At 72.1% G+C, this 24,833-nt stretch carries 19 protein-coding genes and 1 pseudogene; 7 read left to right on the forward strand and 13 right to left on the reverse strand.

Going from position 1 to position 24,833, the window contains the following annotated elements:
- Positions 1–160: 160 nt before the first annotated feature.
- Positions 161–820, reverse strand: coding sequence for a GTP cyclohydrolase II (ribA, locus tag ACWD26_RS10030; protein ID WP_189783077.1), 660 nt, complete (start codon positions 818–820; stop codon positions 161–163).
- Positions 821–897: 77 nt separating this feature from the next.
- Here ribA and ACWD26_RS10035 point away from each other — a divergent pair, with 77 nt between their 5' ends.
- Positions 898–1,707: a creatininase family protein gene (locus tag ACWD26_RS10035; protein WP_451268124.1), complete on the forward strand. Its 810-nt coding sequence runs from the start codon at positions 898–900 to the stop codon at positions 1,705–1,707.
- 113 nt (positions 1,708–1,820) lie between these two features.
- Here ACWD26_RS10035 and ACWD26_RS10040 read toward each other — a convergent pair.
- From ACWD26_RS10040 to ACWD26_RS10060, 5 genes and pseudogenes are all read right to left on the reverse strand, one after another.
- Positions 1,821–2,969 (reverse strand): annotated as a pseudogene (locus ACWD26_RS10040) (lysylphosphatidylglycerol synthase domain-containing protein); the annotation flags it as partial.
- Entirely contained in the window at positions 2,966–4,018 is a 1,053-nt protein-coding gene (locus ACWD26_RS10045) for a methyltransferase domain-containing protein (RefSeq protein WP_451268126.1), read from the reverse strand. The pseudogene ACWD26_RS10040 and the gene ACWD26_RS10045, both read right to left, overlap by 4 nt.
- Positions 4,015–5,301 (reverse strand): glycosyltransferase family 4 protein, encoded by a 1,287-nt coding sequence (locus ACWD26_RS10050; protein ID WP_451268128.1) that lies wholly within the window; start codon positions 5,299–5,301, stop codon positions 4,015–4,017. The genes ACWD26_RS10045 and ACWD26_RS10050 overlap by 4 nt, the downstream gene beginning before the upstream one ends.
- Positions 5,298–5,696, reverse strand: a complete 399-nt coding sequence (locus ACWD26_RS10055) for a 6-pyruvoyl trahydropterin synthase family protein (RefSeq protein WP_009320081.1) — start codon at positions 5,694–5,696, stop codon at positions 5,298–5,300. The genes ACWD26_RS10050 and ACWD26_RS10055 overlap by 4 nt, the downstream gene beginning before the upstream one ends.
- 169 nt (positions 5,697–5,865) lie before the next feature.
- Positions 5,866–6,846: a zinc-dependent alcohol dehydrogenase gene (locus ACWD26_RS10060; RefSeq protein WP_451268131.1), complete on the reverse strand. Its 981-nt coding sequence runs from the start codon at positions 6,844–6,846 to the stop codon at positions 5,866–5,868.
- Between the two features lie 106 nt (positions 6,847–6,952).
- Between ACWD26_RS10060 and ACWD26_RS10065 the strand changes: the two genes are divergently transcribed.
- Positions 6,953–7,801 (forward strand): CDP-alcohol phosphatidyltransferase family protein, encoded by an 849-nt coding sequence (locus ACWD26_RS10065; protein WP_451268132.1) that lies wholly within the window; start codon positions 6,953–6,955, stop codon positions 7,799–7,801.
- Between the two features lie 163 nt (positions 7,802–7,964).
- Here ACWD26_RS10065 and ACWD26_RS10070 read toward each other — a convergent pair whose 3' ends face one another.
- The gene (locus ACWD26_RS10070) at positions 7,965–8,939 is read right to left on the reverse strand and encodes an NADP-dependent oxidoreductase (protein ID WP_451268134.1); all 975 of its coding nucleotides are present in this window, start codon (positions 8,937–8,939) and stop codon (positions 7,965–7,967) included.
- 93 nt (positions 8,940–9,032) lie between these two features.
- Between ACWD26_RS10070 and ACWD26_RS10075 the strand changes: the two genes are divergently transcribed.
- Positions 9,033–9,995, forward strand: a complete 963-nt coding sequence (locus ACWD26_RS10075; RefSeq protein ID WP_451268136.1) for a GlxA family transcriptional regulator — start codon at positions 9,033–9,035, stop codon at positions 9,993–9,995.
- A 14-nt stretch (positions 9,996–10,009) separates the two neighbouring features.
- Here ACWD26_RS10075 and ACWD26_RS10080 read toward each other — a convergent pair whose 3' ends face one another.
- Positions 10,010–11,047 (reverse strand): LacI family DNA-binding transcriptional regulator, encoded by a 1,038-nt coding sequence (locus ACWD26_RS10080; RefSeq protein WP_451268138.1) that lies wholly within the window; start codon positions 11,045–11,047, stop codon positions 10,010–10,012.
- Between the two features lie 247 nt (positions 11,048–11,294).
- Here ACWD26_RS10080 and ACWD26_RS10085 point away from each other — a divergent pair, with 247 nt between their 5' ends.
- The 3 genes from ACWD26_RS10085 (at position 11,295) to ACWD26_RS10095 (ending at position 15,817) form a co-directional block, all read left to right on the forward strand.
- Positions 11,295–12,056: an SDR family oxidoreductase gene (locus tag ACWD26_RS10085; protein WP_451268140.1), complete on the forward strand. Its 762-nt coding sequence runs from the start codon at positions 11,295–11,297 to the stop codon at positions 12,054–12,056.
- Positions 12,057–12,114: 58 nt separating this feature from the next.
- Positions 12,115–13,125: a Gfo/Idh/MocA family protein gene (locus tag ACWD26_RS10090; protein ID WP_451268142.1), complete on the forward strand. Its 1,011-nt coding sequence runs from the start codon at positions 12,115–12,117 to the stop codon at positions 13,123–13,125.
- 208 nt (positions 13,126–13,333) lie between these two features.
- Positions 13,334–15,817 (forward strand): SpoIIE family protein phosphatase, encoded by a 2,484-nt coding sequence (locus tag ACWD26_RS10095; RefSeq protein ID WP_451268144.1) that lies wholly within the window; start codon positions 13,334–13,336, stop codon positions 15,815–15,817.
- A 37-nt stretch (positions 15,818–15,854) separates the two neighbouring features.
- On the opposite strand, the gene ACWD26_RS10100 is transcribed toward ACWD26_RS10095, so the two are convergent.
- A complete protein-coding gene (locus tag ACWD26_RS10100) occupies positions 15,855–16,868 on the reverse strand; it encodes a LacI family DNA-binding transcriptional regulator (RefSeq protein ID WP_451268146.1) in 1,014 nt (337 codons plus the stop codon).
- A 300-nt stretch (positions 16,869–17,168) separates the two neighbouring features.
- On the opposite strand from ACWD26_RS10100, the gene ACWD26_RS10105 reads away from it, so the two are divergent.
- Positions 17,169–18,134 carry a glycoside hydrolase family 6 protein gene (locus tag ACWD26_RS10105; RefSeq protein WP_451268148.1) on the forward strand — a complete coding sequence of 322 codons (966 nt, stop codon included), beginning with the start codon at positions 17,169–17,171 and terminating at the stop codon, positions 18,132–18,134.
- Positions 18,135–18,196: 62 nt separating this feature from the next.
- Here ACWD26_RS10105 and ACWD26_RS10110 read toward each other — a convergent pair whose 3' ends face one another.
- The 4 genes from ACWD26_RS10110 to ACWD26_RS10125 form a co-directional block, all read right to left on the reverse strand.
- Entirely contained in the window at positions 18,197–18,469 is a 273-nt protein-coding gene (locus ACWD26_RS10110; protein ID WP_451268150.1) for a hypothetical protein, read from the reverse strand.
- Positions 18,466–19,284 carry a phytanoyl-CoA dioxygenase family protein gene (locus ACWD26_RS10115; protein WP_451268152.1) on the reverse strand — a complete coding sequence of 273 codons (819 nt, stop codon included), beginning with the start codon at positions 19,282–19,284 and terminating at the stop codon, positions 18,466–18,468. The genes ACWD26_RS10110 and ACWD26_RS10115 overlap by 4 nt, the downstream gene beginning before the upstream one ends.
- A 410-nt stretch (positions 19,285–19,694) precedes the next feature.
- A complete protein-coding gene (locus tag ACWD26_RS10120; RefSeq protein ID WP_451268154.1) occupies positions 19,695–20,576 on the reverse strand; it encodes a C40 family peptidase in 882 nt (293 codons plus the stop codon).
- A 203-nt stretch (positions 20,577–20,779) separates the two neighbouring features.
- Positions 20,780–24,559: an nSTAND1 domain-containing NTPase gene (locus ACWD26_RS10125; protein WP_451268156.1), complete on the reverse strand. Its 3,780-nt coding sequence runs from the start codon at positions 24,557–24,559 to the stop codon at positions 20,780–20,782.
- Positions 24,560–24,833 lie beyond the last annotated feature (274 nt).

A 24,833-nucleotide genomic window follows, 5' to 3' on the forward strand; every position in this document is an offset into this window, starting at 1 on the left:
TCGTCCGACCGTGGTCGGATGGCCCGACGGAGTCAGATCTTCCACCCCAGGCGAACGTTCATGCGGAGCACCTCTGAGGACGAGCGCGCGGCGGGCGCGGCGGCCGGTGCAGAAAGCCGAAAGTCGCCTCCCGACGGCCGCCGCGCGAACCCCGGCGCGCTCAGGACGAGTGGACCACCGCGTCCAGGTGCGGCAGGTAATGATCGAGCCGCTCGCGCTTGGTGCGCAGGTAGGTGATGTTGTCCTCGCACGGCGTGATCAGCAGCGGCACCTGCTCGGAGACCTTGATGCCGTGTCGCAGCAGCGCCTCCCGCTTGCGCGGGTTGTTCGACATCAGCCGGACCGACCGTACACCCAGGTCGTGCAGCATCTCGGCCGCCACCCGGTAGTCGCGGGCGTCCACCGGCAGACCGAGGGCGAGGTTCGCCTCGACCGTGTCCAGGCCCTCTGCCTGGAGCTTCATCGCCTGCAGCTTGGCGAGCAGGCCGATGCCGCGTCCCTCGTGGCCGCGCAGATAGACGAGAATGCCGCGTCCCTCGGCGACTATGGCCCTGAGCGCGCTGTCGAGCTGTTCGCCGCATTCGCAGTGCTGGGAACCGAACGCGTCACCCGTCAGGCACTCCGAGTGCAGCCGGATGAGAATTCCCTCACCCCCGCTGATGTCGCCGTACACCAGCGCCACTTGTTCCTCGCCGCGGTCCTGGTCGAGATAACCTACGGCCTCGAAGTCGCCGTAGGTCGTGGGCAGGGGGGCGTTCACCACGCGTACGGCGCCGGAGGACTGGGCATTCGCGCCGAGTACGCCAACATTTTCTGTCATGATCTGGTTCCTATCTGGTGAGTCCTGACGTCATGCGAAAATGACGGAGCATCAGCAGAGACGAAAGGCCGTGAAAGATGAGCAGTTCGAGTCTTGTACCGACGGACACCACCGCGGACGTCCGCGCGCGGGGGGAGGAGGCCGGCCGGCAGGTCGCGGTGCTTCCGGTCGGCAGCTACGAGCAGCACGGCCCGTATCTGCCGCTGGCCACGGACACGCTTGTCGCCTGCGCCATAGCCCGGGAGATAGCCGCCGCGTATCCGGTGCACCTCCTGCCGCCCGTGACCATCGCCTGCTCGCACGAGCACGCGGCCTGGCCGGGTACCGTCAGCATCTCCGCGACGACCCTGCACGCGATGGTGCGGGACATCGCCGCTTCGCTGCGCCGGTCGGGGGTCGAGGCGCTGGTGGTGGTGAACGGACATGGTGGGAATTATGTTCTGGGCAATGTCGTCCAGGAATCCACCGCGGAGGGACATCGAATGGCGCTTTTCCCGGCGATGGAGGACTGGGACGCCGCGCGCGAACGGGCGGGCGTACAGACCTCGTTGCTCAGTGATATGCATGCGGGAGAAATAGAGACCTCCATACTTCTGCATTGCCATCCCGAATTGGTCCGGCCCGGTCACGAGACCACCGATTTCCTTGCCGACGACCGCCGTCATCTCCTCTCCCTCGGTATGTCGGCCTACACCGATTCCGGTGTCATCGGCCGTCCGTCGCTGGCGTCCGCCGCGAAGGGAAAGGAGTTGCTGGCGGGGTTCGTCCATTCCTTCGGGGCGTACTTCTCGTTGGTCACCTCGGACGCCTGGAACGAGGGAAGGGTTCCGGCGGAGCTGCCCCCGGCACCCGCCTCGTCGGTCGCACCCGCCTCGTCCGTCGACTGACGGCGCGCCCTCAGGCCGCCGTACCAGCGTCCGACGAGCACGAGGGCACCCGGCAGGGCGGCGGCGAAGCTGAGCACGCCGTAGACGACGGCGACGGTCAGCCCCTGGGAGGCGCCCAGGCCGGCGGCGCCGAAGGACCAGGCGGTGACGCCTTCCCGGGGGCCCCAGCCGCCGACGTTGAGCGGCAGGCTCATGGCGATCAGGGCCAGCAGCGCGAGGGGCAGCAGCTCCAGCGGGGTCGCGGCGGAACCGGCGACGCGTGCGGCGAGCAGGAACATCGCCACGTAGCCGGCGAGCACCGCCACGGACGAGATCAGTACGGCGGGTCCGCTGTCGCGGTTGAGCAGCGCGCCACGTGCCTCGGTGAGCACCGCCCGGACCCGGGTGCCCCGGTTCCGCCTCGTGCTCGGCCTGCGGCCCATCCGGACCGCCGCCCAGATCGCCAGCGCGCCCAGCGCGGCGAGCACCGTCACACCCGCCGCGTGGCGGGTCTGTTCCAACACCGGGGACGGCAGCACCAGCAGGACCGTTACGCCCACGACGGCCAGCACCAACTGGCCCGCGGTCCGCTCGATCACCACCGCCCGCACGCCTCGGCCCATGTCACCGGAGCTCTGTCCGTGCCGCACCGCCCGGTGCACGTCACCGAGGACACCGCCGGGCAGCGCCGCGTTGAGGAACAGCGCCCGGTAGTAGTCCGCGACGGCCGGCCCGAGGGGCAGCACGAGGCCGAGCGCCCGGGTCACCGCACACCAGCGCCACGCGCTGAACACCGTGGTCAGCACGCCGATCCCGACGGCCGCGGCCAACGTCCCGCCGTCGATCCGGCGCAGTCCGTCGACGAACACGCCGGTGCCCATCCGCCAGAAGACGACAGCGAGGATGACCGTTCCGGCAAGCGTCCCGAAGTGGGTGCGCAGGGCGCGGATGACCTTGGTGGTGTAGCGGGGGCGGGTCTCGGCGGGGGCCTCCGGCGAGGGGCCGGCCGACGCCGCTGAGGCGGTACGACGGTCCGGCGCCGCTCCGCAACCGGCGTCCGGGACCGCCCCGCGCGGGTCCGTGCTCGGCACCGCCGCGGCGGTCACCGGCTCGGCCGCCACCGGCTCACGCGAGCCCGCGCCCGGCGTGAGCGCGCGTACGCCCGCCCGGGCCACGGGCGCGCTCGCCTTCACGCGGGCCCGGACGCCTCGTGGGCGTACCCGTATGCGGTCCCCGGTCAGCGGTGGGTGTGCCTCGACCGCCTCCTCCACCGGCGCCGTCATGAGGCTCCGCCCGTGGGCCGGGGCAGAGCCAACAGGTCGCTGTGGTGGACGACGACGCGGAGCTCGCCGGCCGCGTTGGCCTGAAGGCGGTCGCGGAGGTAGGCCTCGGCGCGCTCGGTGAGTTCGGGGCGCTGCTGGCAGGCGGCGCCGACCCAGCCCCGTAGCCACTCCTCGGTGAGTGCGGTGTGCCGGGTGTCGAGCCGCCAGGGGCTCGGGTGGACGCGGACCGTGGCGCCCTGCTGGGCGAAGGCCTCGCAGGCCACGGTGATCGCGTCGGGGCCGAGCAGCTCGCTCGCGCGCTGGTGGGCGTTGAACGCCTCGGCGATCTCGGCGTCCATCGGGTGCGCGGGGACGAGGTCCACGCGGCCCACGACCGAGAGCGTCAGCAGCGCGGGGACCCCGGCGCCCGCGCAGGCCGCCGCGAGCGCCTCGATCTCCTCGCGGGTGAGGACGTCGAGCAGCGCGGACGCGGTGACCAGCGAGGCACCCGCCAGATCGTCCGCCGTCAGCCGCCCGATGTCGCCGCGCCGTGTGGCGACCGTGACGGGGCTGCCGTCGCCGGCCGCGCGGGGCGCCCGCGCGGTGGCCAGCCGCAGCAGGTTCGGGTCCTGGTCGTGCAGCACCCACCGCTGGGCACCGTCCAGCCGGGGCGCGAGCCAGCGGCCCATCGAACCCGTGCCACAGCCCAGGTCGTGGATGACCAGCCCGGTGGCCCGCCCCGGCAGGTTCGCGAGGCGGATGCGCAGCGGGTCGAGCAGATCCACCGCGCGGGCGTCGGCGTCGGCGCTCTCGCGCAACTCCAGCCACTGCGGGGCGTACTGGTGCCCCTCGGGCGCCGGCGTGTCTCCGCCGCGCCCCGCCATGCTCAGCACCGCGCCGGAAGCGGACGCGACCGCACCCCCCGCCGCCGCGGCGGCGGACGCCCCCGCCGTTGCAGCGGTCGCACCCGCAGGCAGGGGCCCACCAGCGGACAAGGGCCCACCAGCGGACAGGGATCCACCGGACAGAGACCCATCAGCAGACGTGGTCATATCGGCAGAAGTGGTCATGCGGCCCTCCGAGGTTCGTGCCGCAGCCGGCCCAGAACATGGGCGAGGCTACGGGCCGTGGTCGCCCACCCGTCCAGCGCGGCCCGGCGCCCGCGCGCCGCGGCCTTCAGCCGACGCCGTACGTCGGCCTCCCCGAACCAGCCGCGCAGCTCCGCCGCGATGGCCGCGGGGTTCTCCGGCGGTACGAGGATGCCGGGCACCCCGCCGTCGGGAGCGCGGCCGACGGCCTCGGGGAGACCGCCGACGTCCGTGGCCAGGACGGGGATTCCGCGCGCGAGGGCCTCGGTGACCGCCATGCCGTACGTCTCGGCGTAGGAGGTGAGGACCATGAGGTCGGCGGCGGCGTAGCTCGCGTCGAGTTCCGCGCCGGCCTGCGGTCCGGCGAGGTGGAACCGGTCCTCCAGGCCGAACTTCGCGATCAGCGTGCGGATGTGCTCGACGTACTCGGGTTCTTGGTCGAGGCCGCCCACCAGCACGCAGCTCCAGCGCAGTTCGGTGACGGTCGCGAGGGCCTCCACCAGCCGGTGCTGCCCCTTCCGGGGGGTGACGGCGGCCACGCACAGCAGCCGGGAGACGCCGTCGGTGCCGGAGGCGAGGGGCGCGATGTCGGCGCCGGGGGCGGCGACATGGACCAGCTCGGGGGCGAGGCCGTGGTGGGACACGAGTCTGCGGACGGCCCACTCGCTGGTCGCGATCACGGCGGACACGCCTCGCAGGGTGGTGCGTTCCTTGGCGTCGAGTTCGGCCGCGAGGTCGGGCTCCAGGCCCGTCTCGTCGCCGAGCGGCAGGTGGACCAGCACCGCCAGGCACAGCCGTTCGGCCTCGGGGAGGACGATCTCGGGGACCCCGCAGGCGACCAGACCATCGAGCAGGACGACCGTGCCGTCGGGGAGCTCGCGCAGCGTACGGGCGAGTTCGGCGCGTGCCGTCTCGTCCGGGCTCGGCCAGCTGCCGTCGATGGCGTGCTTGTGCACCTGCCAGCCGAAGCCGGGCAGATCGAGGCAGATCCGCCGGTCGTAGGCGTTGCCGCCGCTGGGCCGGGCCAGGTCGTCGACGCCGCCCGGCATCACGAAGTGCACGGAGCGCAGTGACATGGGGACGATCGCGGCGTGCTTCAGTGCCGCGTTCTGCACGGGCACATAGCCGAGCCTCACTTGCTCTCCCCCGTCGGGCTGGACGGCGATGCCGTTGGGCTGGACGGCGGTACCGGCTGCCTGGGCGGCGATACCGGCTGCCTGGGCGGTGGTGCCGACGGCCACCCGGTCGATGGTCACGTCGGTCACAGGGCACGCTCGTAACTCGCCCAGGCGATGTGCGACTCGTGCAGGGTGACCGTGATGCCCGCGATGCCCTTGGCGTTCTCGCCGAGGGCGCCCTTGTGGATCCGCTCCGCGAGACGGTCCGCGATCACCTTGGCCAGGAACTCGGTCGAGGTGTTCGTGTTGGCGAAGTCGGGCTCGTTGTCGAGGTTGCGGTAGTTCAACTCGCTCACCACGGCACCGAGCTCCTGCGTGGCCAGCCCGATGTCTACGACGATGTTGTCGTCGTCCAGTTCGGCGCGCCGGAAGGTGGCGTCCACGAGGAAAGTGGCGCCGTGGAGGCGCTGCGCGGGTCCGAAGACCTCCCCGCGGAAGCTGTGGGCGATCATGATGTGATCGCGGACGGTGATGCTGAACAACGGACGACCCTCCAGTGCGGTACGTCTGCCCCCGGGCCGGGGCATGCCGTGTAGTACGGCTGCTCCCTACCCGTTGTTCAGCCGAGTTTTCCGGTTTCTTCGGAGGTCAGCGTTCCGTTCGGGCAGTTCAGGGACGGGCGGGGCGAACCGGAACGCTCAACTCCCTGCCTCACGCGGCTTCGTAGCGCACCCGGTGGCACATCCCCGGCAGCTCTCCGCTCGCGAGCTTGGGCAGAACGTCCGGGAGCTCCTCGAAGGCGCACTCTCCGGTGACGAGCGCGTCGAAGCGGGCGTCGGCGAGGAGTTCGAGGGCGAGCGACAGCCGGTCCGCGTACGTACGTCCGACGCGTCCGGCCGGGGAGACGGTTCCCACCTGGCTGCTGCGGATGGTGAGCCGGCGCGAGTGGAAGGCCTCGCCGAGCGGCAGGGCGATCCGGCGGTCGCCGTACCAGCTCAGTTCGATGACCGTGCCCTCGGCGGCGAGCAGTTCGAGGGACCGGACGAGCCCCTGCTCGCTGGCGCTGGCGTGCACGACGAGGTCGCACTCCCCCAGCGCCTCCTCGGGCAGCGCGAAGTCGACGCCGAGCGCCCGGGCGATCTCAGCGCGCGCCGGGTCGGCGTCGACGAGCTGGACCCTGACTCCCGGGTAGCGGGCGAGCAGCGCGGCGACCGAGCAGCCGACCATGCCGCCGCCCACGACGGCGATCCGGTCACCGATGAGGGGCGCGGCGTCCCACAGGGCGTTGACGGCGGTCTCCACGGTCCCGGCCAGGACGGCACGCGCCGCCGGGACGGACTCCGGCACGACGGTGACGGCGCTCACAGGAACGACGTAGCGGCTCTGGTGTGGATACAGGCAGAAGACGGTCCTGCCGACCAGTGCGTCCGGCCCCTCTTCCACCCGACCCACGCTGAGATAGCCGTACTTCACGGGGGCGGGGAAGTCGCCCTCCTGGAAGGGCGCGCGCATCGTCGCGCGCTGGTTCTCGGGCACTCGGCCCTGGAACACGAGGGTCTCGGTGCCCCGGCTGACTCCTGAGTACAGCGCGCGGACGAGGACCTCGCCGTCGGCGGGTGTGGCGAGGATCTCCTCGCGGATCTCGCCCTGTCCGGGGGAGCGTAGCCAGAAGGCGTTGGCTGTCGGTTTCATGTGCGTCTCCGTGAACGGTCGAGCGGTTCGCCACGTACGCAGCGGTGGGAGTCGCGGACACGGTACGCGGCGATGATCCACTTGTCACACGTTCGGAAGGTATGCGGTGGCCCTGATCAACACATACGACGGCCGGCTGTTGCTCTCGGAGACGACGGTGGGCGCGGGCGCCCAGGTGCTGCTCCTCGCCTTCCTGGGCACGGCGATCGGACTGGGCCCGGCGGGCTGGCTGACCGGGCTGGCCTTCGGGCTCGCGACCTGGGCCGTCCTCAACCGCGCCCTGCTGCGCACCCGGACCCGCACCTTCGGCCCCGCCAACCGCGTCACCCTCGGCCGGGCGATACTCGTCGGCGCCGTCACGGCCCTGGTCGCCGACTCCTTCCAGAGCTCGCCGCCCGTCTCTCTCTTCGTCGGCCTGACCGCCGTGGCGCTGATCCTCGACGGCGTCGACGGCAAGGTGGCCCGCCGCACGGGCACGTCGACCGCGCTGGGCGCCCGCTTCGACATGGAGGTCGACGCCTTCCTGATCCTGGTGCTCAGCGTGTACGTCTCGATGTCGATGGGCCCGTGGGTGCTGCTGATCGGTCTCATGCGGTACGTCTTCGTCGCCGCCGCCAAGGCCCTGCCGTGGCTGAACAACTCCCTCCCGCACAGCATGGCCCGCAAGACGGTCGCCGCCGTTCAGGGCGTCTTCCTGCTGGTCGCCGCCTCCGACCTGCTGCCGTACGCGGCGAGCTTCGGCCTGGTCGCGCTGGCGCTGGGCTCGCTGCTCTGGTCGTTCGGGCGGGACATCGCCTGGCTGTTCCGCAACCGGGAGGGCCGGGTAGAGCGGACGGCCACGGCCGCTGCCACCGCCACGGTGACCGCCACCGCGCCGGTGACCGTCGACGAGACGATGACCGTGGCCGTCGAGGCCCCGGTCGAGCGTCGTGCCGCCGAACTCGTCACCAGCTGACGGGTGGGCCGGCCTGCTTCGGCCCATCGCGTGCGGGGCCCGGCTCAGGGGCCCCGCACGCGTATGAGGGCAGCCCCACGAGGGAGTCAGCGGTCCTACGAGAAAGTCAGCGGTCCTACGAGGGATTCAGCAGTCCTAGGAGGGAGCCAGCGCTACGAGGGATTCAGCGGACGGTGAGGACGATCTTCCCGGTCGTCCGGTCGGTCTCCCCGTGGGCGTGCGCCTCGGCCGCCTCGGCGAGGGGGAAGGTCGCGTCGACGAGAGCACGCAGCTGCCCCTTCTCCGCCAGCTCGGCGATGGCCCGCATCCCCGCGTGGTCCGCCTCGACGAGCATCGGCTCCAGCCGTACGCCCAGTTCGGCGGCCCGCCTCACGTCGTCCTCGTATCCGTGCGGGAGGATCGTGACGAGGACGCCGCCCGCGCGCAGGACCTCCAGGGAACGGCTGCGGACATCACCGGAGAGGGTGTCCAGGACCACGTCCACGTCGGAGACAACCGTCGCGAAGTCCGTGGTCCGGTAGTCGATCACCTCGTCGGCCCCCAGCTCGCGCAGCAGTTCGTGCTTGCCGGCGCTGGCGGTGCCGATGACGTACGCGCCGCGCGCCTTGGCGATCTGCACGGCGAGATGGCCCACTCCCCCGGCGGCGGCGTGGATCAGGACGCGCTGCCCCTGCCGTACGTAGGCGGTGTCGACGAGCGCCTGGTACGCGGTGAGCGCGGCCAGCGGCAGGGCGCCGGCCCGGACGTGGTCGATGTTCGACGGCTTGCGGGCGAAGGCCCGGGCCGGACCGGTGGCGTACTCGGCGTACGCGCCCGCGCCGTGCGGATAGGGCAGCATCCCGAACACCTCGTCGCCCGGCTTGAAGAGGGTGACCCCGAGGCCGACCTCCTCGACGACCCCGGACACGTCCCAGCCGAGCACGGGCAGCGGCTCGGGGCGCCACAGTCCGAAGGCGCGGTTCTTCCAGTCGGTCGGGTTGACGCCGGCCGCGTGCACCCGGACGAGGATCTCGCTCAACCCCGGTGCGGGACGCGGCATTTCGGCCTCCTTCAACACCTCCGGGCCGCCGAACGCGTCCTGGGTCATCGCCCGCATGGTCGTGCCGGCGCCAGTGCTGCTCTCGTTGGTCTCAGTCATGCCGACCAGCCTGCTGGGGACCCACGTCCACGACAATGGCACGATAGCCATCATTCGATGGGATCGTGCCACATCTCGTGGCACACTCACCCCATGACGTCAGCGCACCGCGTGGTGGTCCTCGCCCTCGACGGGGTCTACCCCTTCGAACTCGGCGTGCCGAGCCGTATCTTCGACGTGACCGACGGCCTGTACGAGGTGCTGACCTGCACCGCGGACGGGCGCCCGGTGCGTTCGGCGGCCGACTTCGCCATCGCCGTCGACCACGGCCCCGAGGTACTGTCCACGGCCGACACCGTGATCGTCGCCTCGTTCGGCCTCTCACCGGCGGCGGCGAAGCTGATGTCGGCCGAGCTGCCGGAGCCCGTGGCGGCGGCGCTCGCCCGGATCCGGCCCGGCACCCGGCTCGTGTCCATCTGCACCGGGGCTTTCGTCCTGGCCGCGGCCGGGCTGCTGGACGGCCGGCCCGCCACCACGCACTGGGCGCTGGCCGACGCGTTCCGGAGCCGCTTCCCGAAGGTGCACCTGGACCCGGACGTGCTGTTCGTCGACGACGGCGAAGTCCTCACCTCGGCCGGCGCCGCCTCCGGCATCGACCTCTGTCTGCACCTCGTGCGCGAGGACCACGGCAGCGAGGTCGCCAACCGGGTGGCCCGCCGCTGTGTGGTGCCGCCCTGGCGGGAGGGCGGCCAGGCCCAGTACATCGAGCAGCCCGTCCCCCCGGCCCCGGCGAACGGCACCGCCGCCACCCGGCAGTGGGCCCTCGAACGCCTCGACGCCCCGCTCGCCCTGGCCGACCTCGCACAGCACGCCCGGATGAGCCTGCGCACCTTCGCCCGCCGCTTCAACGACGAGGTCGGCATGAGCCCCGGCCGCTGGATCGTCCAGCAACGCGTGGCCCGCGCCCGTCACCTCCTGGAGTCCACCGACCTCCCGGTCGACGAGATCGCCGGCCATGTGGGCTTCGCCACGGGGACGTCGCTCCGCCAGCATCTGCACGCGGCGATCGGTGTGTCGCCGCTGACGTACCGGCGTACGTTCCGGACGGGAAGCTGACGGACGCGGCTCGGCTACCCGGGGGGCGCGGCGCCCGGCGGCATGTTGTACGGCGTCACCACCTGGATCGCCGACGGCAGGGACGGACCCTCGTCGGGAAGGGCGTGGTGGGCACGCATGATCGTCTGACAGGCGCGGCGCACGTCCTGGCGGAGGTCGTGGTGGAGCACGGCGGAGAGGCGGTGTTCGCGCAGCAGCCGGGTGTTGTCGTGGTCCAGGTCGTGGGCGACGAAGACGTGCGGCTGCCGGCCGAGTGCGGCGAAGGCGTCGAGGGTCGCGGTGTTGCCGCCGCCGATCGAGTAGACGGCACCGATACCCGGCTCCCGCTTCAGCGCGTCGAGGACGAGGTCCCGCTGGGTGGCGTCGAGCCCGTCGCTGTCGGTGACCTCGACAAGCGTCCGCGCCGGCGCGACGGTCCGCATCACACTCCGGAACCCCATCTCGCGCTCCTCCTCGTTGCGGTAGAAGCTGCGGCTGATCGTCACCAGCACGGCGCCCGGCCGGTCGCCGAGCCACTGCCGGAGCAGATACGCGGCGGTCGCCCCGGCGGCCCGGTTGTCTATCCCCACGTACGCGCTGCGCGGGCTGCCCGGCAGGTCCGTCACGAAGGTGACCACCGGAACCCCGGCCGCGACCAGCCGTTCGACGGCGGCGGTGACCTCCGGGACGTCGGGCGCCTTGAGGATCACGCCCTGCGAGCCGCGCCGTCCGATCCGGTCGAGGACCCGGACCATCTCCGAGGCGGAACCGGTCTCCCGGAAGTGGAAACGGGACCGTACGACGGCCGGGTGCAGGGACGGCAGCTCGGCCTCCAGCGCCTCCCGGACCGCCGTGGAGAACCGGTCCGGGGTCTGCATCACGATGTCGACCATGAACGTACGGCCGCCGATGCGCACCTGTGTCCGCTGCCGGTCCAGGTCCTTGACGGCCTGGTGCACCTCGAGGGCGGTGCTCTCGCGCACTCCGCCCCGGCCGTTGAGGACCCGGTCGACCGTGGCCTGGCTCAGCCCGGCCTGACGGGCGATCTCGCGGATCGTGTAGGGGTGTGCCATGGCGGTGCGTCCTGGGTCTCGACGGTGGTCCGGGCGGTCGGTCGGATGATGGGTTTTTGATGGTCTGCTGCGGGTTGTACGAGGGGCTTCGCGCCCCAAGACTGACAGAGGCGAGGGCGCGGCGGAAGCTCCCGCGACCGGGCCGTCGACGGATCGGCGGCACCTGCCGGAACCGCACCCGACCCCCGCACCCGCACCCGCCGGAGCCGCAGCCGCCGCGCTGACCGACTGAAAGGAACTCCCCCACATGGCACTACTGGAGGACAAGGTCGTCCTCGTCAACGGCGGCAGCCAGGGCGTCGGCGCGGGCATCGTCCGGGCGGCCCTGCGCGAGGGCGCGACCGTCGCGTTCACGGGCCGTCGCGCCGAGGTCGGCGAGAAGCTCGCGGCGGACACCGGCGCCACGTTCCTGCGGGCGGACCTGACGGATCCGGCGCAGGTGCGCGGCGTGGTGGAGCAGGTGATCACGGCCCACGGCCGGGTCGACAGCCTCGTCAACGCGGCGGGCCTGACCTCCCGCGGCTCGCTCCTCGACACCTCCCCCGACCTGTTCGACGCGCACATCGCGATCAACCTGCGCGCTCCCTTCTTCGCGATGCAGGCCGTGGTCGAGCACCTGGTGGCCCGTGAGGCGCCCGGCACGATCGTCAACATCGGCTCCAACTGCGCGCACGGCGGCCCGCCGCACCTGGCCCCGTACTCCGCCGCGAAGGCCGGCCTCGCGGGCCTGACCCGCAACGCGGCCCACGCCCACCGCTGGGACCGCGTCCGGATCAACGACCTCAACATCGGCTGGACGGAGACCGAGGGCGAGGACGCGATCCAGCGGGAGTTCCACGGCGCGGGAGACGACTGGCGCGAGCGCGCCGCCGAGCGCCTGCCGATGGGAAAGCTCGGCCAGGTCGACGAGATCGCCGACTTCGTGACCTTCCTGCTGTCCGACCGCAGCGGTGTGGTGACCGGCTCGGTGATCGACTGGGACCAGAACGTCCTGGGCACCTCGGACTGACAGCCCCTGAACCGCTCTTATCCTTCTCCTCCCGCACATCCGAAAGGGACACTCGATCATGCGCATTGGCATCCTGGGGCTGGGCCGCATCGGCGCCTTCCACGCCGGGACCCTGGCCGGGCTCGACGTCGTGGAACAGCTGGTGGTCTCGGACCCGGTGGCCGCGGCCGCCGCCTCCGCCGCCGAGAAGTTCGGCGCCACCGTGGCCGACTCGCCCGAGGCCGTGTTCGCCTCCGGGATCGACGGTGTCGTGATCACCGCCGCGACGGACGCGCACCCGGGGCTGATCCTCGCCGCCGTCGAGGCGGGCATCCCGGTGTTCTGCGAGAAGCCGGTGGCCAAGACGGTCGAGGAGAGCCTCGCCGTGCTGCACGCGGTGCGCGACAGCGGCATCGAGGCCCAGATCGGATACAACCGCCGCTTCGACGCGGGCTGTGTGACCGCCCGCGAGGCCGTCCTCAGCGGCGAGCTGGGCACGCTGCACACCGTACGGTCGACCACCCTCGACCCCGCCCCGCCGCCGGCGGCCTACGTCGCGGTGTCGGGCGGCATCTTCCGGGACTGCGCGGTGCACGACTTCGACGTGGTGCGCTGGGTGACGGGCCGCGAGGTCGTCGAGGTGTACGCGACGGGCGGCAACAAGGGAGCGGAGTACATCAAGGAGGCCGGTGACGTCGACACGGCGTCCGCGCTCCTCACCTTCGACGACGGCACCATCGGGGTCGTCTCCAACACCCGTCACAACGCCCGGGGTTACGACGTCCGTCTGGAGGTCCACGGCATGAAGGACAGCATCGCCGCCGGCCTCGACACCCAGCTCCCGCTGCGCTCCGCCGAGCCGGGCGTCACCTTCCCCTCCGGTGTCCCGCACACCTTCTTCATGGACCGCTTCGCCCCCGCCTACCGCGCCGAACTCACCGCCTTCACCGAGGTCGTCGCCGGCACCCGCACCTCCCCGTGCACGGTCGCGGATGCCCTGGAGGCCAGCTGGATCGCCGAGGCGGCCACGCTGTCGGTCGCCGAGCACCGGCCGGTGCGGCTGGAGGAGGTACGAAAGGAAGCCGCCTGAGTGCCCCCGGGGCGCCCGGCATCCCCGGCGCCCCGCCTCCCGACCGCCTCACGGCCTTCCCACCGCCCCGGCCGTCCCACCGCCTCGCGCCCCGGTGATCCCGAAGGCATCAGTCGGAGCGCCGGGACGCTGGGGCGGATCTACGCTGGGAAGCAGCCGCTGGAAACCAGCCCTGACGGGTACGGCTGTCCGGACGGAGGCGTGGCGCGTGGAAAAGGCCGACCAGCAGGATGCCCCCACTGCCGCTGTCGTCGTGGACCCGGACGGCCTGGTCAGCGGCTGGAGCGAGGGGGGCCGGCTGCTGCTGGGCTGGACGGCGAAGGACACCGTCGGCCGCCCCGTGATCGATCTGCTGGTCGATCCCCCGCCACCCGGCTTCCCCGAGGGCTACGGCGCCGGCCCCGACCCCACGGGGTTCATCCCCCTGCGCCACCGGGACGGTTCCACGGTGGACGCCGTGGTGACGGCTCACCCGCTGCTCGGTACCGATGGACAGACGCTGGGCCACGTGGTGACCGTTCAGCGCTGGGGACGCCGCCCGGTGATCGCCGACCGGGCCTTCGAGCAGTCTCCCTTCGCTCTGGGCGTCTACGACCCTGAGCTGCGGTTCCTGTGGATCAACGCCTCCTCGGGCCGGGTGATCGCGCACTCCGAGGAGCAAGTGCTCGGCAAGAAGTACCGCGAGGTGCTTCCCGAATTCGACCGCACGCTGTTTCCCGAAAGGGACGACAAGCCCTACACCGACGCGCTCGCCGAAGTGGCGAGGACGGGCGCGTCCACGCGTCTCATCACCGTCTTCCGCCCTCGCGGCAGTGACTACGCCAATGCCTGGGCCACCAGCATCTGGCCCGTCCGAGATGCCGAGGGCAGGGTCCGCGCGATCGCCAACTGGGGATTCGACATGAGCGCCGAGTACTGGGCTCGGCAACGCCTGCTCATCCTCAACAAGGCCAGCGGCGGCATCGGCCGGACCCTCGACGTGATCGGCACCGCCCAGGAACTGGCCAGGACCCCGGTGCCGGGATTCGTCGACCTCGTCAGCGTGGATCTCTTCGACGAGGTGCTGCGCGGAGAGGAACCGCCCTCCCTGTCCGCGTTCACCCCCGGCGAGACCATCGCGCTCAGCCGTGCCGCCCAGCACAGCGCGCAGGACGACACCGACCGGGCTCCCGGACCCACGGAACCGGTCAGCCACGCTGCCGGTTCCGTCGCCGCCCGCTGCATGGCCACCGGCACGTCCACCGTCGAGCTCGCCGCTGACCCCGGCCAGGGCGGCGAGTGGGCCTTCGGGCCCGGCCTCGCCGCCGACCCGGCCCACTGGCCACCGGGCAACCCCGTGATCGACACCTCCCTCGCCGTGCACGGGCTGACCGGCCGGATCACCGTGCCGCTCCGGGCCCGCGGCGCGCTGCTCGGCGTCGTCGCCTTCTCCCGCAGCGACCGGCCCGAGGCCTTCACCGCCGACGACCTGATCCTCGCCGAGGAGCTGACCGCCAAGGCGGCCGTGGCCATCGACAACGCCCGCCGGTACTCGCGCGAGCGCACGACCGCACTGACCCTGCAACGCAGTCTGCTGCCGCAGGGGCTGCCGAACCAGGAGGCGGTCGAGGTGGCATCCCGCTACCTGCCCGGCGGGACCGGCGCGGAAGTGGGCGGTGACTGGTTCGACGTCATTCCGCTGTCCGGCGCCCGGGTCGCCCTCGTCGTCGGCGATGTCGTCGGTCACGGCCTGCACGCCTCGGCCAGCATGGGCCGGCTGCGCACGGCGGTCCGCACCCTCGCCGACGTGGACCTGCCGCCGGACGAGCTGCTGACCCACCTGGACGACCTGGTCCTCCACCTCGGCAGCGACCTCCAGCCCGCCGGCCACTTCCAGCCGACCGGCGAGTCCGGGGCCACCTGCCTGTACACCGTCTACGACCCTGTCTCCCGACGCTTCACGCTGGCGAGCGCCGGCCATCCGCTGCCGCTGATCATCTCCCCGGACGGCACGAGGGCCCCGGTTCCGGCCACGCCGGGGCCGCCGCTCGGCATCGGCGGGCTGCCTTTCGAGACGACCGAGCTGGAGCTTGCCGAGGGCAGCCTGCTCGCCCTCTACACCGACGGACTGGTGCAGAGCCGCGAGCGCGACGTCGACCTGGGGTCCGCCGAACTGCTGCACGTACTGAACCGGTCGGCCACCTCGCTGGAGGCCCTCTGCGACACGGTGATGGACACCATGCTCCCCGATCGCCGCACCGACGACGCCGCCCTGCTGCTCGCTCGCACCCACGCGCTGGATCCCCGCCACGTGGCCGACTGGGAGGTCGAACCGGACCCCGCGCAGGTGCCGCGCATCAGGAAGTTCGCCGTCGACCAGGTGGACGCCTGGGGGCTGGAGGAAGCGTCGTTCGTCACCGAACTGGTCGTCAGTGAGCTGGTCACCAACGCCATCAGATACGGCGAGCCACCGATCAGGCTGCGGCTGATCCGTGACACGGCTCTGATCTGCGAGGTCTCCGACGCCAGCAACACGGCCCCGCATCTGCGCCGGGCCCGCGCCTTCGACGAGGGCGGCCGGGGCCTGTTGCTCGTCGCCCAGCTCACCCAGGGGTGGGGGACCCGGCACAGCGGAGACGGCAAGACGATCTGGTGCGCCCAGACCCTCCCAGAGCCCGAGCACGACCACGAGCCCGAGCACGAGCCGCGATGAGATCCAGCCGGACGGGCCGCCGGCCGGCACCGCGGTGTCAGGCGCTGGAGCGGGTGACCAGGCGGGTGGGCAGGATCAGCGGGGTGGGGTCCTGTCCATTGATGAGAGCGACGAGCATGCGCGCCATCTCGCGTCCCAAGGCCGTGATGGGCTGGTGGACGGTGGTGAGCGGCGGATCGGCGATCCGGGCCACGGCCAGGTCGTCGAAACCGACCACGGAGACATCGTCGGGGACCAGCCGGCCGGCCTCACGCAAGGTGCGCAGCGCCCCCGCCCCCATGTTGTCGTTGGCGGCGAACACGCCGTCCAGATCGGGGTGTTCCGCCAGCAGTGCGGCCATGGCGGCGGCTCCGCTGGGCTCGGTGAAGTCCCCTTCCGTCGGCGGGAACGGATCGAGGCCGGCCGCCAGCATGGCGTCCCGGTAGCCGCGGTACCGGGCGCGCCCCACCTCGGTGTCCAGACGCCCGCAGATCGCGGCCACACGAGTCCGGCCGTGTGAGACCAGGTACTCGGTCGCCTCCCGCGCTCCGCCGGCGTTGTCGACGTCCACGTACCAGCGGGGTGCCGACCCGACCGGCCGTCCCCCGAACACGACGGGCATCTGCGCCTCCTCGGCCATCCGGGCCAGCGGATCGTCCTGGCGCAGCGCCATCAGCATGACGCCGTCGGCGCCCTTGCAGCGGAGCAGTTCCTCCACCCGTTCGCGGCCCCGGTCGGTAGCGGCCAGGCACAGCATCAGATGCAGGTCGGCCTCTTCCAGAGCGGCCGACGCCCCCACGATCACCTGGGCGAAGAACGGATCCGCGAAGACCGACGGGTCTTCTCCCGAGACGACCAGGGCGGCCGCTCCCGTCTGACGGGTGGCCAGAGCGCGGGCGGTCGGATTGGGTACGTAGCCGAGCTGCCGGACGGCCCGTTCGACCGCTTCGCGTTTCAGACGGCTGACGTGCGGTGCGTTGTTGAGGGCACGGGAGGCCACGGAACGCGAGACGCCGGCGAGTGCGGCCACGGCGTCGAGCGTGGGCTGCCGACGCGGCAGGTCCTCCGCCATGACCACGAGCCTCCCCTTCTCCGGCCGAAAACCGGGAGCGCTTCCAATTGTAAAAACCGTATAGCCTCGACTTCGCCATGTACAGGGCGAGGTTCACGCCACGACTATTGACAGTTCTACCAGCGAGCCAGACGATACCGACCACACCCCGAAGGTTCCCCAGCGCTACTGGAAGCGCTTCCAGTGGGAGCGCTCCCACCAGCCTGGGGGAGCACGCCGTACCACCGCACTTCCTCAGCCCGTCGCCCGCTCGGGACGAGAGCGGGCGACGCATCCCTGCCAGGAAACCGAGGTACAGTCATGCGCCGCAGACTCCGCGCCCTGGTGGCAGCGCTCGTCGCTCTGCCGCTGGCGATCGCCGCCGCACCGTCCGCCCACGCGGCCGACCCGACCACCATGACCAGCGGGTTCTACGTGGACCCCGACTCCAGCCCGAAGAGGTGGGTCGCCGCCAACCCCGGCGACGGCCGGGCGTCCGCGATCAACGCCTCCATCGCCAACACCCCGATGGCCCGCTGGTTCGGCTCCTGGAGCGGCGCCATCGGCACCGCCACGGGCTCGTACACGGGTGCCGCGGACAGCCGGGACAAGCTGCCCCTCCTCGTCGCGTACAACATCTACAACCGCGACTACTGCGGCGGGCACTCCGCGGGCGGGGCCGCCTCGCCGTCCGCCTACGCGAACTGGATCTCCCAGTTCGCCGGCGGGATCGCCCACCGCCCGGCCGTCGTCATCCTCGAACCGGACTCCCTCGGGGACTACGGCTGCATGAACCAGGCTCAGATCGCCGAACGTCAGAGCATGCTCATGGGTGCTCTCTCCCAGTTCAGCCGCCAGGCCCCCAACACCTGGGTCTATCTCGACGCCGGCAACCCCGCCTGGGCGGACGCGGGGACCATGGCCCGGCGCCTCCACGAAGCAGGGCTCCGTCAGGCCCGCGGCTTCTCGCTGAACGTCTCCAACTACCTCACCACCGCCGAGAACACCGCCTACGGCAACGCCGTCAACAGCCAGCTCAGCGCCCGCTACGGCTACACGAAGCCGTTCGTGGTGGACACCAGCCGCAACGGCAACGGCTCCAACGGCCAGTGGTGCAACCCCTCGGGCCGGCGCATCGGGCCCGCCACCCAACTGGGCGGAGGCGCCGAGATGCTCTTGTGGATCAAGACCCCGGGCGAGTCCGACGGCAACTGCGGCGTCGGATCCGGCTCCTCGGCCGGACAGTTCCTCCCCGAGGTCGCCTACAAGATGATCTACGGCTACTGATCCGGAACTCCCGTGGCCCGGTACCTCCACGCCCCGTGACCGGGCCACGGGCGCCGTCCGGATCAGGGAGAGGTCTCCTCCAGCTTCTCGAAGAAGAACTCGTGCTTGAGGAAGGAGACGTCGTACTCGTGACCGGCCTGGGGCGGCAGCAGCGGGGAGGCCTGGAAGAGGCGCCACCCGTCGTGCAGCGCGGCGAGCCCGGTGGGGTAGGGCGGTTCGTCACTGTCACCGGCCGTCGGGCGGGTCCGGCCGGTCCCGTCATAGCGGGACCAGCCCACGACCGGGGAGTCGAGCGCCGACGTCGAGAGATAGAGCACCAGAACCTGCTGCCTCATGCGTGACTCCTCAGGGCCGGCCGGTTGCTGACGCGCGTGACCCAGTACTCGACGTCGAACGAGTCGTCACCGGTCAGGGCCCGCCACAGCAGGACCCGGTTGTAGATCTCCAGCCGGCCGGTGGCCTGCTCGTACCACGGGAAGTGGGTGTTGAGCTCCGCGGTGACGGCCGGCTCGTGCAGGTCGGCGGTGTCCCAGAGGCGCACCTGCGGCACGGTCGGGTTGAGGCGGAGTTTGTACATGTAGCGGCGGCGCGCGGTGTCGTTGCGACGGCCGCCGTGCCAGATGCCGTGGTGCACGAGGACGACGGTGCCCGCCGGGCAGGTCAGCCGTGTCTGCCCCCGGAGGTTCTGGACGCGGCCGATGTCCGTCTCGTTGATCCTGCGCAGATGGCTGCCGGGCACGCTGAGGGTGCCGCCCATCTCGGCGGTCACCTCGTGCGGGTAGTACATGAGCTGGATGTCGAAGGCGTCCGGCCGTACGTCGATGATCGCGTCCGCGTGGAGGTCCTGAGCGTGGCCCTCGTGGGGTTCGCGGACGTGCACGGCGTGGTGGTCCACGGTCGGTCCGGGTCCGACCAGACTCTCCACGGCACCGGCGACGACCGGCAGTTCGAGCAGCGCGTGGACGAAGGTGTCGGGCGCGAACGCCGCGCTCAGCGGGGTGCCGTACGGCACTCCCGGCAGGCCCTCGGCCAGCGCAGCGACGGCCCGTTCGTTGATGTTCCGTGGCACCACCCCGTCCAGGCGCAGGAATCCCTGCGCGACGAAGCGGGCCACCTGAACCGAGGTCAGGAGGTGCTTGCTGGTTGGCATACGACGAACCTACGGACCACACCCCGCCCTGTAGTGGGCTGAAATCTTCCTGTGGTGGTCCATTTCCGCGACCGGTGCGGCCGGTGCGCGCCCCCGAACGGGAGGCGCCCACCGCCGTGGACTACGCGGACTACGCGGTGAGGTCCGCCTGTCGGTGTCCCTGGTGGCCTCGTGTCCCACGGACCCCCCTCGTCGGCCACTGCCTCGTCGTAGTCGTTGCCCATACCGCCGCCCGTCATCCGCGGCCACCTCCGGTCTTCGTGCGCTGTGGCCCCATGCTCCGACGGCACCCAGCGTGAGGGGAAGGTGTGCGTACTGTCCACAGAATGTGCCCGTACGCTGACGCAGCGTACGGGCCGGGTGACGCTCGTACCGGTGGCCGCCCCCCGACGGTCACCGGCACGAGGCTGTCAGGTGATGGGAGGCACGTCCTTGCAGTCGGGTACGCCCGCCAGCCAGGCCGGGCCCTTGATGTAGATGTTGGTGACCCAGGCCCGGTAGTCCGGCAGGTAGGACCAGACGTCGTTCTCGTAGCCCTCCGCCCTGACCAACTCCGCGTGCTTCTGGCAGTACACGCGGATGGTGGTCGAGTACGGGAAGGCGTAGACGCGGTCGGCCCCGAGGCTGGGCAGGGCCTTGGTCCAGACGCCGGTGCCCCACGTCTGGTGGATGTGGCCGGTGGGTTCGCCGGTGTTGACGCGGACGGCGCCGAAGTAGGTGCTGCCCAGGCGGACGTCACTCACCATCAGCTTGGTGCCGGACTGCCTGGCCTCGACCATCTTGCCCGCGCCGAGGTAGATGGCGATGTGCTGCATGTCCTTGGAGTCCTTGCCGTAGGCGAGGAGATCGCCGGGCAGCAGCGGGGCGAGGCCCTGGGCGGCGGTGAAGCGGGCTGCGGCGCGGTGCGTGTAGAACTGCTGGCTGGCCACGCCGTTGAGGATGTCCCTGCCACCGGTGGCCTGGGCGTACGCGTACCGGACCAGGCCGGAGCAGTCGAACCCGCGCCGCTCGGGGTCGTGTTCGCTGGCGGGGTCGGTGGGATCGACCTGCCCGTAGGTGGCCCCGGGTGTGGCCCCGTGGCCGCCGCCCCAGGTGTACCAGGTGCCCGCGGCGACCTCGGCGCAGGCGGCGGCGATCGCCCGCTCGGCGGCGGCGGAGGCGCCGGACGCGAGGGGGCGGCAGTCGCCGGCGGCGGGGGCGGCGGGTGCCGCCGAGGCCGTGGACACCGGCGCCCAGAAGAGCAGCGCCATGAGGGCGATCAGTGTGCGGATGACATTGGTCCGGCTCACCATGCCGGAACCCCCGTTTCCTGTAGGTCTCTTCGGTCTCGTCGGTCTCGAACGAACTCGTGCGGTCGGGCAGCAGCCTGGCCGACCACCACCCCGCTCGTCGAGATCCGGGTGTAGCCCCGTCCCACCGGGCAACGGGAAACACTTGGGAAACCCGTTCCGAGCAGGGCGGTTGCCGAACGGTCCGCACAGCCCCCGCGTGTCGCTCAGCCACGCCCGCACGTCGGCGGGTCCGCCGGGACGGGAACCCCGGGCAGCAGTGCCGCGCGCTCCTCGGGGCCGATGTCGGCGCGCAACCGGCAGATGTCCGCCAGCCGGGCGCCGGGGTCGAGGTCCCACAGCCGTACGGTGCCGTCGGTGCTGCTGCTGGCCACGGTCCGCCCGTCGGGGGCGAAGTCCACGCCCCACACCGCGTTCGTATGACCGGTGAGCGTCGCCCACGGCCGCCGTCCGGCGACGTCCCACAGGCGTACCGTGCGGTCGTTGCCACTGCTGACGAGGGTGCGGCCGTCCGGGCTGAAGTCCACACCGCGCACCGCGCCCGAGTGGCCGGTCAGCGCGGTCTCGAAGCGGCGCTGCCGGACGTCCCACAGGCGTATGGTCCCGTCGTTGCCGCTGCTCGCGAGGGTACGGCCGTCCGGGCTGAAGGCCACGCCCCGCACGGCGCCCGAGTGGCCGGTCAGCGCGGCGAGTTCGCGATGCGAGACGACGTCCCACAGCCGTACGGTCAGGTCGTCGCCGGCACCGGCGAGGGTGCGGCCGTCGGGGCTGAACGCGACATCGTTGACGAAGTCCTTGTGGCCGCCGAGGACGGCGAGTCGTCGGCGCTCCGCCACGTCCCACAGGCGCACCGTGTGGTCGGCGCCCGCCGACGCGAGGGTCCGCCCGTCGGGCGAGAAGGAGACGGAGAAGACCTGTCCGCTGTGTCCGGTCAGCTTCTTCAGCGCCTTGCGCTCCGCGACGTCCCACAGCCGGACCGTGCCGTCGGATCCGGCCGACGCGAGGGTCCGCCCATCGGGCGAGAAGGCCACCGAGAACACGGTCTCGGTGTGCCCCTCCAGCGCTGCCACGAGGGCGTGCGTCCGCGCGTCCCACAGCCGTACGGTGTGGTCGGCGTCGGCGGTGGCCAGCAGTTTCCCGTCGGGGCTGTAGGCGGTCTGCCAGACCTCCGTGAACGGACGCGACGTCAGGACCGCCCCGCTCAGGTCCCACAGCACGGCGGACTGGTCGAACCCGGCCGTGGCCAGCAGGGCGCCGTCGGAGGTGACGGCCACCCCCAGGACGTAGTCGGTGTGTCCGGCGAGGACCAGGGTCTGCCGGCCGCTGCGCACGTCCCACAGCCGGGTCGTCCCATCGCCGACCGCGCCGATGACCGTCTCCCCGTCCGGGGTGAAGGTGACGTCGTTGATGTCGTCGCTGCTTCCCGTGAACGTGTCGGTCAGCCGTCTGTCGTCGACGTCCCACAGCCGTACGGTCCGGTCGACGCCTGCGGAGGCCACCGTGTTCCCGTCGGGCGAGAAGGCGACGCCCAGCACTTCGTCGGCGTGCCCGGCGAGGGCGTCGACGAACCGGGCCCGGTCGGTGTCCCACAGCCGTACGGCCCGGTCGCCGCCGGCAGAGGCGAGCGTCCGCCCGTCGGGGGCGTACGCCAGCGTGTTGATGTCGCCCTTGTGCCCGGGGAGGGTCGCGGTGAGCCGGGGGCTGGAACCGGTGTCCCACAGCTGGACGGTCCCGTCGGCGGCGGCGATCGCGAGTCCGCCGCCGCGCGGGTCGAAGGCGACCGCCCGCGCGCCCTTCGTGGCGTCGGAGAGCGCCGCCGTCCGCCGGTGTCCGGCGGTGCTCCACAGGGTCACGGGCCCGTCGGTGGACGTGATCGCGACCGTACGGCCGTCCGCGTCGAAGGCCACCGAGCGCACGCGTCCCGGCACCCGGAACCGGGCGAGGACGCGGTGGCCGTCGGCCGTGCTGCGCAGGACGACCGTGCCGTCGGAACTGCCCGTCGCGAGGCTTCGGTCGTCGGGCGCGAAGGCGACGGCGTTGACCGGGCCGCGGTGCCCGTCGATGCGGGCGGAGAAAGGCTGTGACTGGGTGCTCAGCAGGGCGCCGCGGGCCTCGGCGGTGGGGGCGGTCCGGTAGGCCTCCTCCGCGAGGAGCATCGACGCCTCCGGGCGGCCCCCGGCGAGGGACACGGAGCGCGCGGCGAGGGCCTGGGAACGGGCGACACGTTCCTGGTCGAGGGCACCCTCGCGCTGCTGGTAGGCGAGACCTCCGGCGGTGACGGCCAGGCCCAGCAGTACGGCGAGGGTGGCCAGCATGGACTGACGCAGCCGTACCTGTCGTCTGGCCTGTCTGCGGCGCCCGTCCTCCTCGGCCTGGCTGGCCCTCAGGAAGGCCTCCTCGTCGGGCCCGAGCCTGCTCCAGCCGTCCGACTCCTCGGCCCACGCCGTCACGGTGTCGAGGCGGTTGCCCCGGTACAGGGCGGACGGGTCGCGCCGCTCGCGCTCCCATTCACCGGCCGCGTGCGAGAGCTGCTGGTGCAGCAGGAGGCCCGCCCGGTCGGCATGGATCCAGCCGCGGAGCCGGGGCCAGGCGTGCAGCAGCGCCTCGTGGGTGATCTCGACGGTGTCGCTGTCCATGGTGATGAGCCGGGCCCGGACGAAGGCGTCGAGCGCGGCGGCGGCCCCGTCCGCGTCGCCGAGCCGCGCCATCAGGGCGTCCCGGCTCATCCGGCGGCGGGTCGCTCCGGCCCCGTCCATGACGAGCACCAGCCGGGACAGGATGCGTCGGAGCGTCTTCTGCTCGGCGGGATACAGCCGCGCGAACACGTTCTCCGCGGTGCGGGCGACCGCCCCCTGGATTCCGCCGGCCCGTTCGTACCCGTCGACGGTCAGCGCGGAGTCCCGCCGCCGCTGCCAGGTGGCGAGCAGTGCGTGGGAGACGAGGGGGAGCGCGCCGGAGGGTGTCTCGTCGGAGCCGACCGCGGCACGACCGGGGCCCGTGTCCGGGTCGTCGCGGAGTCCCGCGTCCCGTAACAGCAGCGGGACCAGACCGGGTTCGAGGGTGAGGCCCGCGAGCTCCGCCGGGCGGGTGATGGACTCCCGTAGTTCCGCCACGGTCATCGGGGAGAGGACGAACAGTCCGTCGGTGAGGACGGGGGCGAGCTCGGGCAGGCCCAGACAGCTGCCGGTGAAGTCGGCGCGGACACCGAGCACCACGACGGCGGGCGGGTGCGGACTCGCCGTCGGCCGGGAGGTGGCGAGGGCGCACAGCACGCGGGCGAAGGAGCGGCGTTCGCCCTCGTCCGCGCAGAGCGTGAACAGTTCCTCGAACTGGTCGACGATCAGGACCGGTCGGGCCGGTGGGGGCCGTCGCTCCCCGGGGGCCCGTGGCGAGGCGTCCGCCCCGGCCCGTACGGCGCCGAGCAGGGCGTACGGGTCGTCCCGTACCTCGTCGGCGGTGACCCCGAGGTCGCTGCCCAGCACCTTCGCGGTGCGTTCCAGCAGTTCGTCCAGGGGGCGCGCGGTGGGGGTGAGCTGGACCACCGGCCAGCGGTCGGCACCCGGCATGGGGAGGTCGCCGCGTCTGAGCGCGGGGACGAGACCGGCGTTGAGCAGGGACGACTTGCCCGCGCCGGACGGGGCGGCGAGCAACAGCGGTCCGCTGCCCACCCTTTCGAAGACCCGTTCCACCAGTGCGGCCGTGGCCTGCTCGCGGCCGAAGAACCACTCCCCGTCCTCAGGGGTGAACGCCGACAGGCCGCGGTAGGGGCAGGTCTCGGCGGGCTGGTGCGCGGCGGCGTCGGGCCCCGGGTCGCCGTCGTCGCGCGGCGGCGCCTGCCGCACCAGCCGCAGCAACTCCCCGTCAGCGCCCAGCACTTGGTCGCACAGCCGGGCGACATCGACGGTCGGCCGCTTGGCGCCGGTCTCGATCTTGCTGAGGTAGCCCTTGCTGTAGTGGGTCCGGCGGGCGAGATCGGTGAGCGACATTCCGCGTTCCTGCCGGAGCCGCCGAAGTTGTGCCGGGAAGGACAGCGTGGTCGGCGCGTCCCGGTCCCGTCCGTGGTGAGGGTCTGTCTGCTGTCCGTGCAGCGGGTCCCCCAAGGTGTCCCCCAAGGCAGTGCGGCCGTGAGACGGCGGAAACCCAGGTTACTGCCGGGTCGGCGGGGGCGGCCAAGCCTTTCACCCGGAGTGGCGAAAACGCCGACGTCCGGAACCGCGGGCAGCCGGTTCCGGACGTCGTCAGGCGGACGCTCTCCGTGGC

Source organism: Streptomyces sp. NPDC002787, assembly GCF_053592095.1.

Bases quoted from the DNA above. Each gene is read 5' to 3' on its own strand.
- ACWD26_RS10070 (WP_451268134.1), bottom strand. From the start codon at position 8,939: ATGACTGAGACCAACGAGAGCAGCACTGGCGCCGGCACGACCATGCGG.
- ACWD26_RS10045 (WP_451268126.1), bottom strand. From the start codon at position 4,018: ATGACCACTTCTGCCGATATGACCACGTCTGCTGATGGGTCTCTGTCC.
- ribA (WP_189783077.1), bottom strand. From the start codon at position 820: ATGACAGAAAATGTTGGCGTACTCGGCGCGAATGCCCAGTCCTCCGGC.
- ACWD26_RS10060 (WP_451268131.1), bottom strand. From the start codon at position 6,846: ATGAAACCGACAGCCAACGCCTTCTGGCTACGCTCCCCCGGACAGGGC.
- ACWD26_RS10075 (WP_451268136.1), top strand. From the start codon at position 9,033: ATGACGTCAGCGCACCGCGTGGTGGTCCTCGCCCTCGACGGGGTCTAC.
- ACWD26_RS10080 (WP_451268138.1), bottom strand. From the start codon at position 11,047: ATGGCACACCCCTACACGATCCGCGAGATCGCCCGTCAGGCCGGGCTG.
- ACWD26_RS10125 (WP_451268156.1), bottom strand. From the start codon at position 24,559: ATGTCGCTCACCGATCTCGCCCGCCGGACCCACTACAGCAAGGGCTAC.
- ACWD26_RS10120 (WP_451268154.1), bottom strand. From the start codon at position 20,576: ATGGTGAGCCGGACCAATGTCATCCGCACACTGATCGCCCTCATGGCG.
- ACWD26_RS10105 (WP_451268148.1), top strand. From the start codon at position 17,169: ATGCGCCGCAGACTCCGCGCCCTGGTGGCAGCGCTCGTCGCTCTGCCG.
- ACWD26_RS10115 (WP_451268152.1), bottom strand. From the start codon at position 19,284: ATGCCAACCAGCAAGCACCTCCTGACCTCGGTTCAGGTGGCCCGCTTC.
- ACWD26_RS10085 (WP_451268140.1), top strand. From the start codon at position 11,295: ATGGCACTACTGGAGGACAAGGTCGTCCTCGTCAACGGCGGCAGCCAG.
- ACWD26_RS10090 (WP_451268142.1), top strand. From the start codon at position 12,115: ATGCGCATTGGCATCCTGGGGCTGGGCCGCATCGGCGCCTTCCACGCC.
- ACWD26_RS10035 (WP_451268124.1), top strand. From the start codon at position 898: ATGAGCAGTTCGAGTCTTGTACCGACGGACACCACCGCGGACGTCCGC.
- ACWD26_RS10100 (WP_451268146.1), bottom strand. From the start codon at position 16,868: ATGGCGGAGGACCTGCCGCGTCGGCAGCCCACGCTCGACGCCGTGGCC.
- ACWD26_RS10110 (WP_451268150.1), bottom strand. From the start codon at position 18,469: ATGAGGCAGCAGGTTCTGGTGCTCTATCTCTCGACGTCGGCGCTCGAC.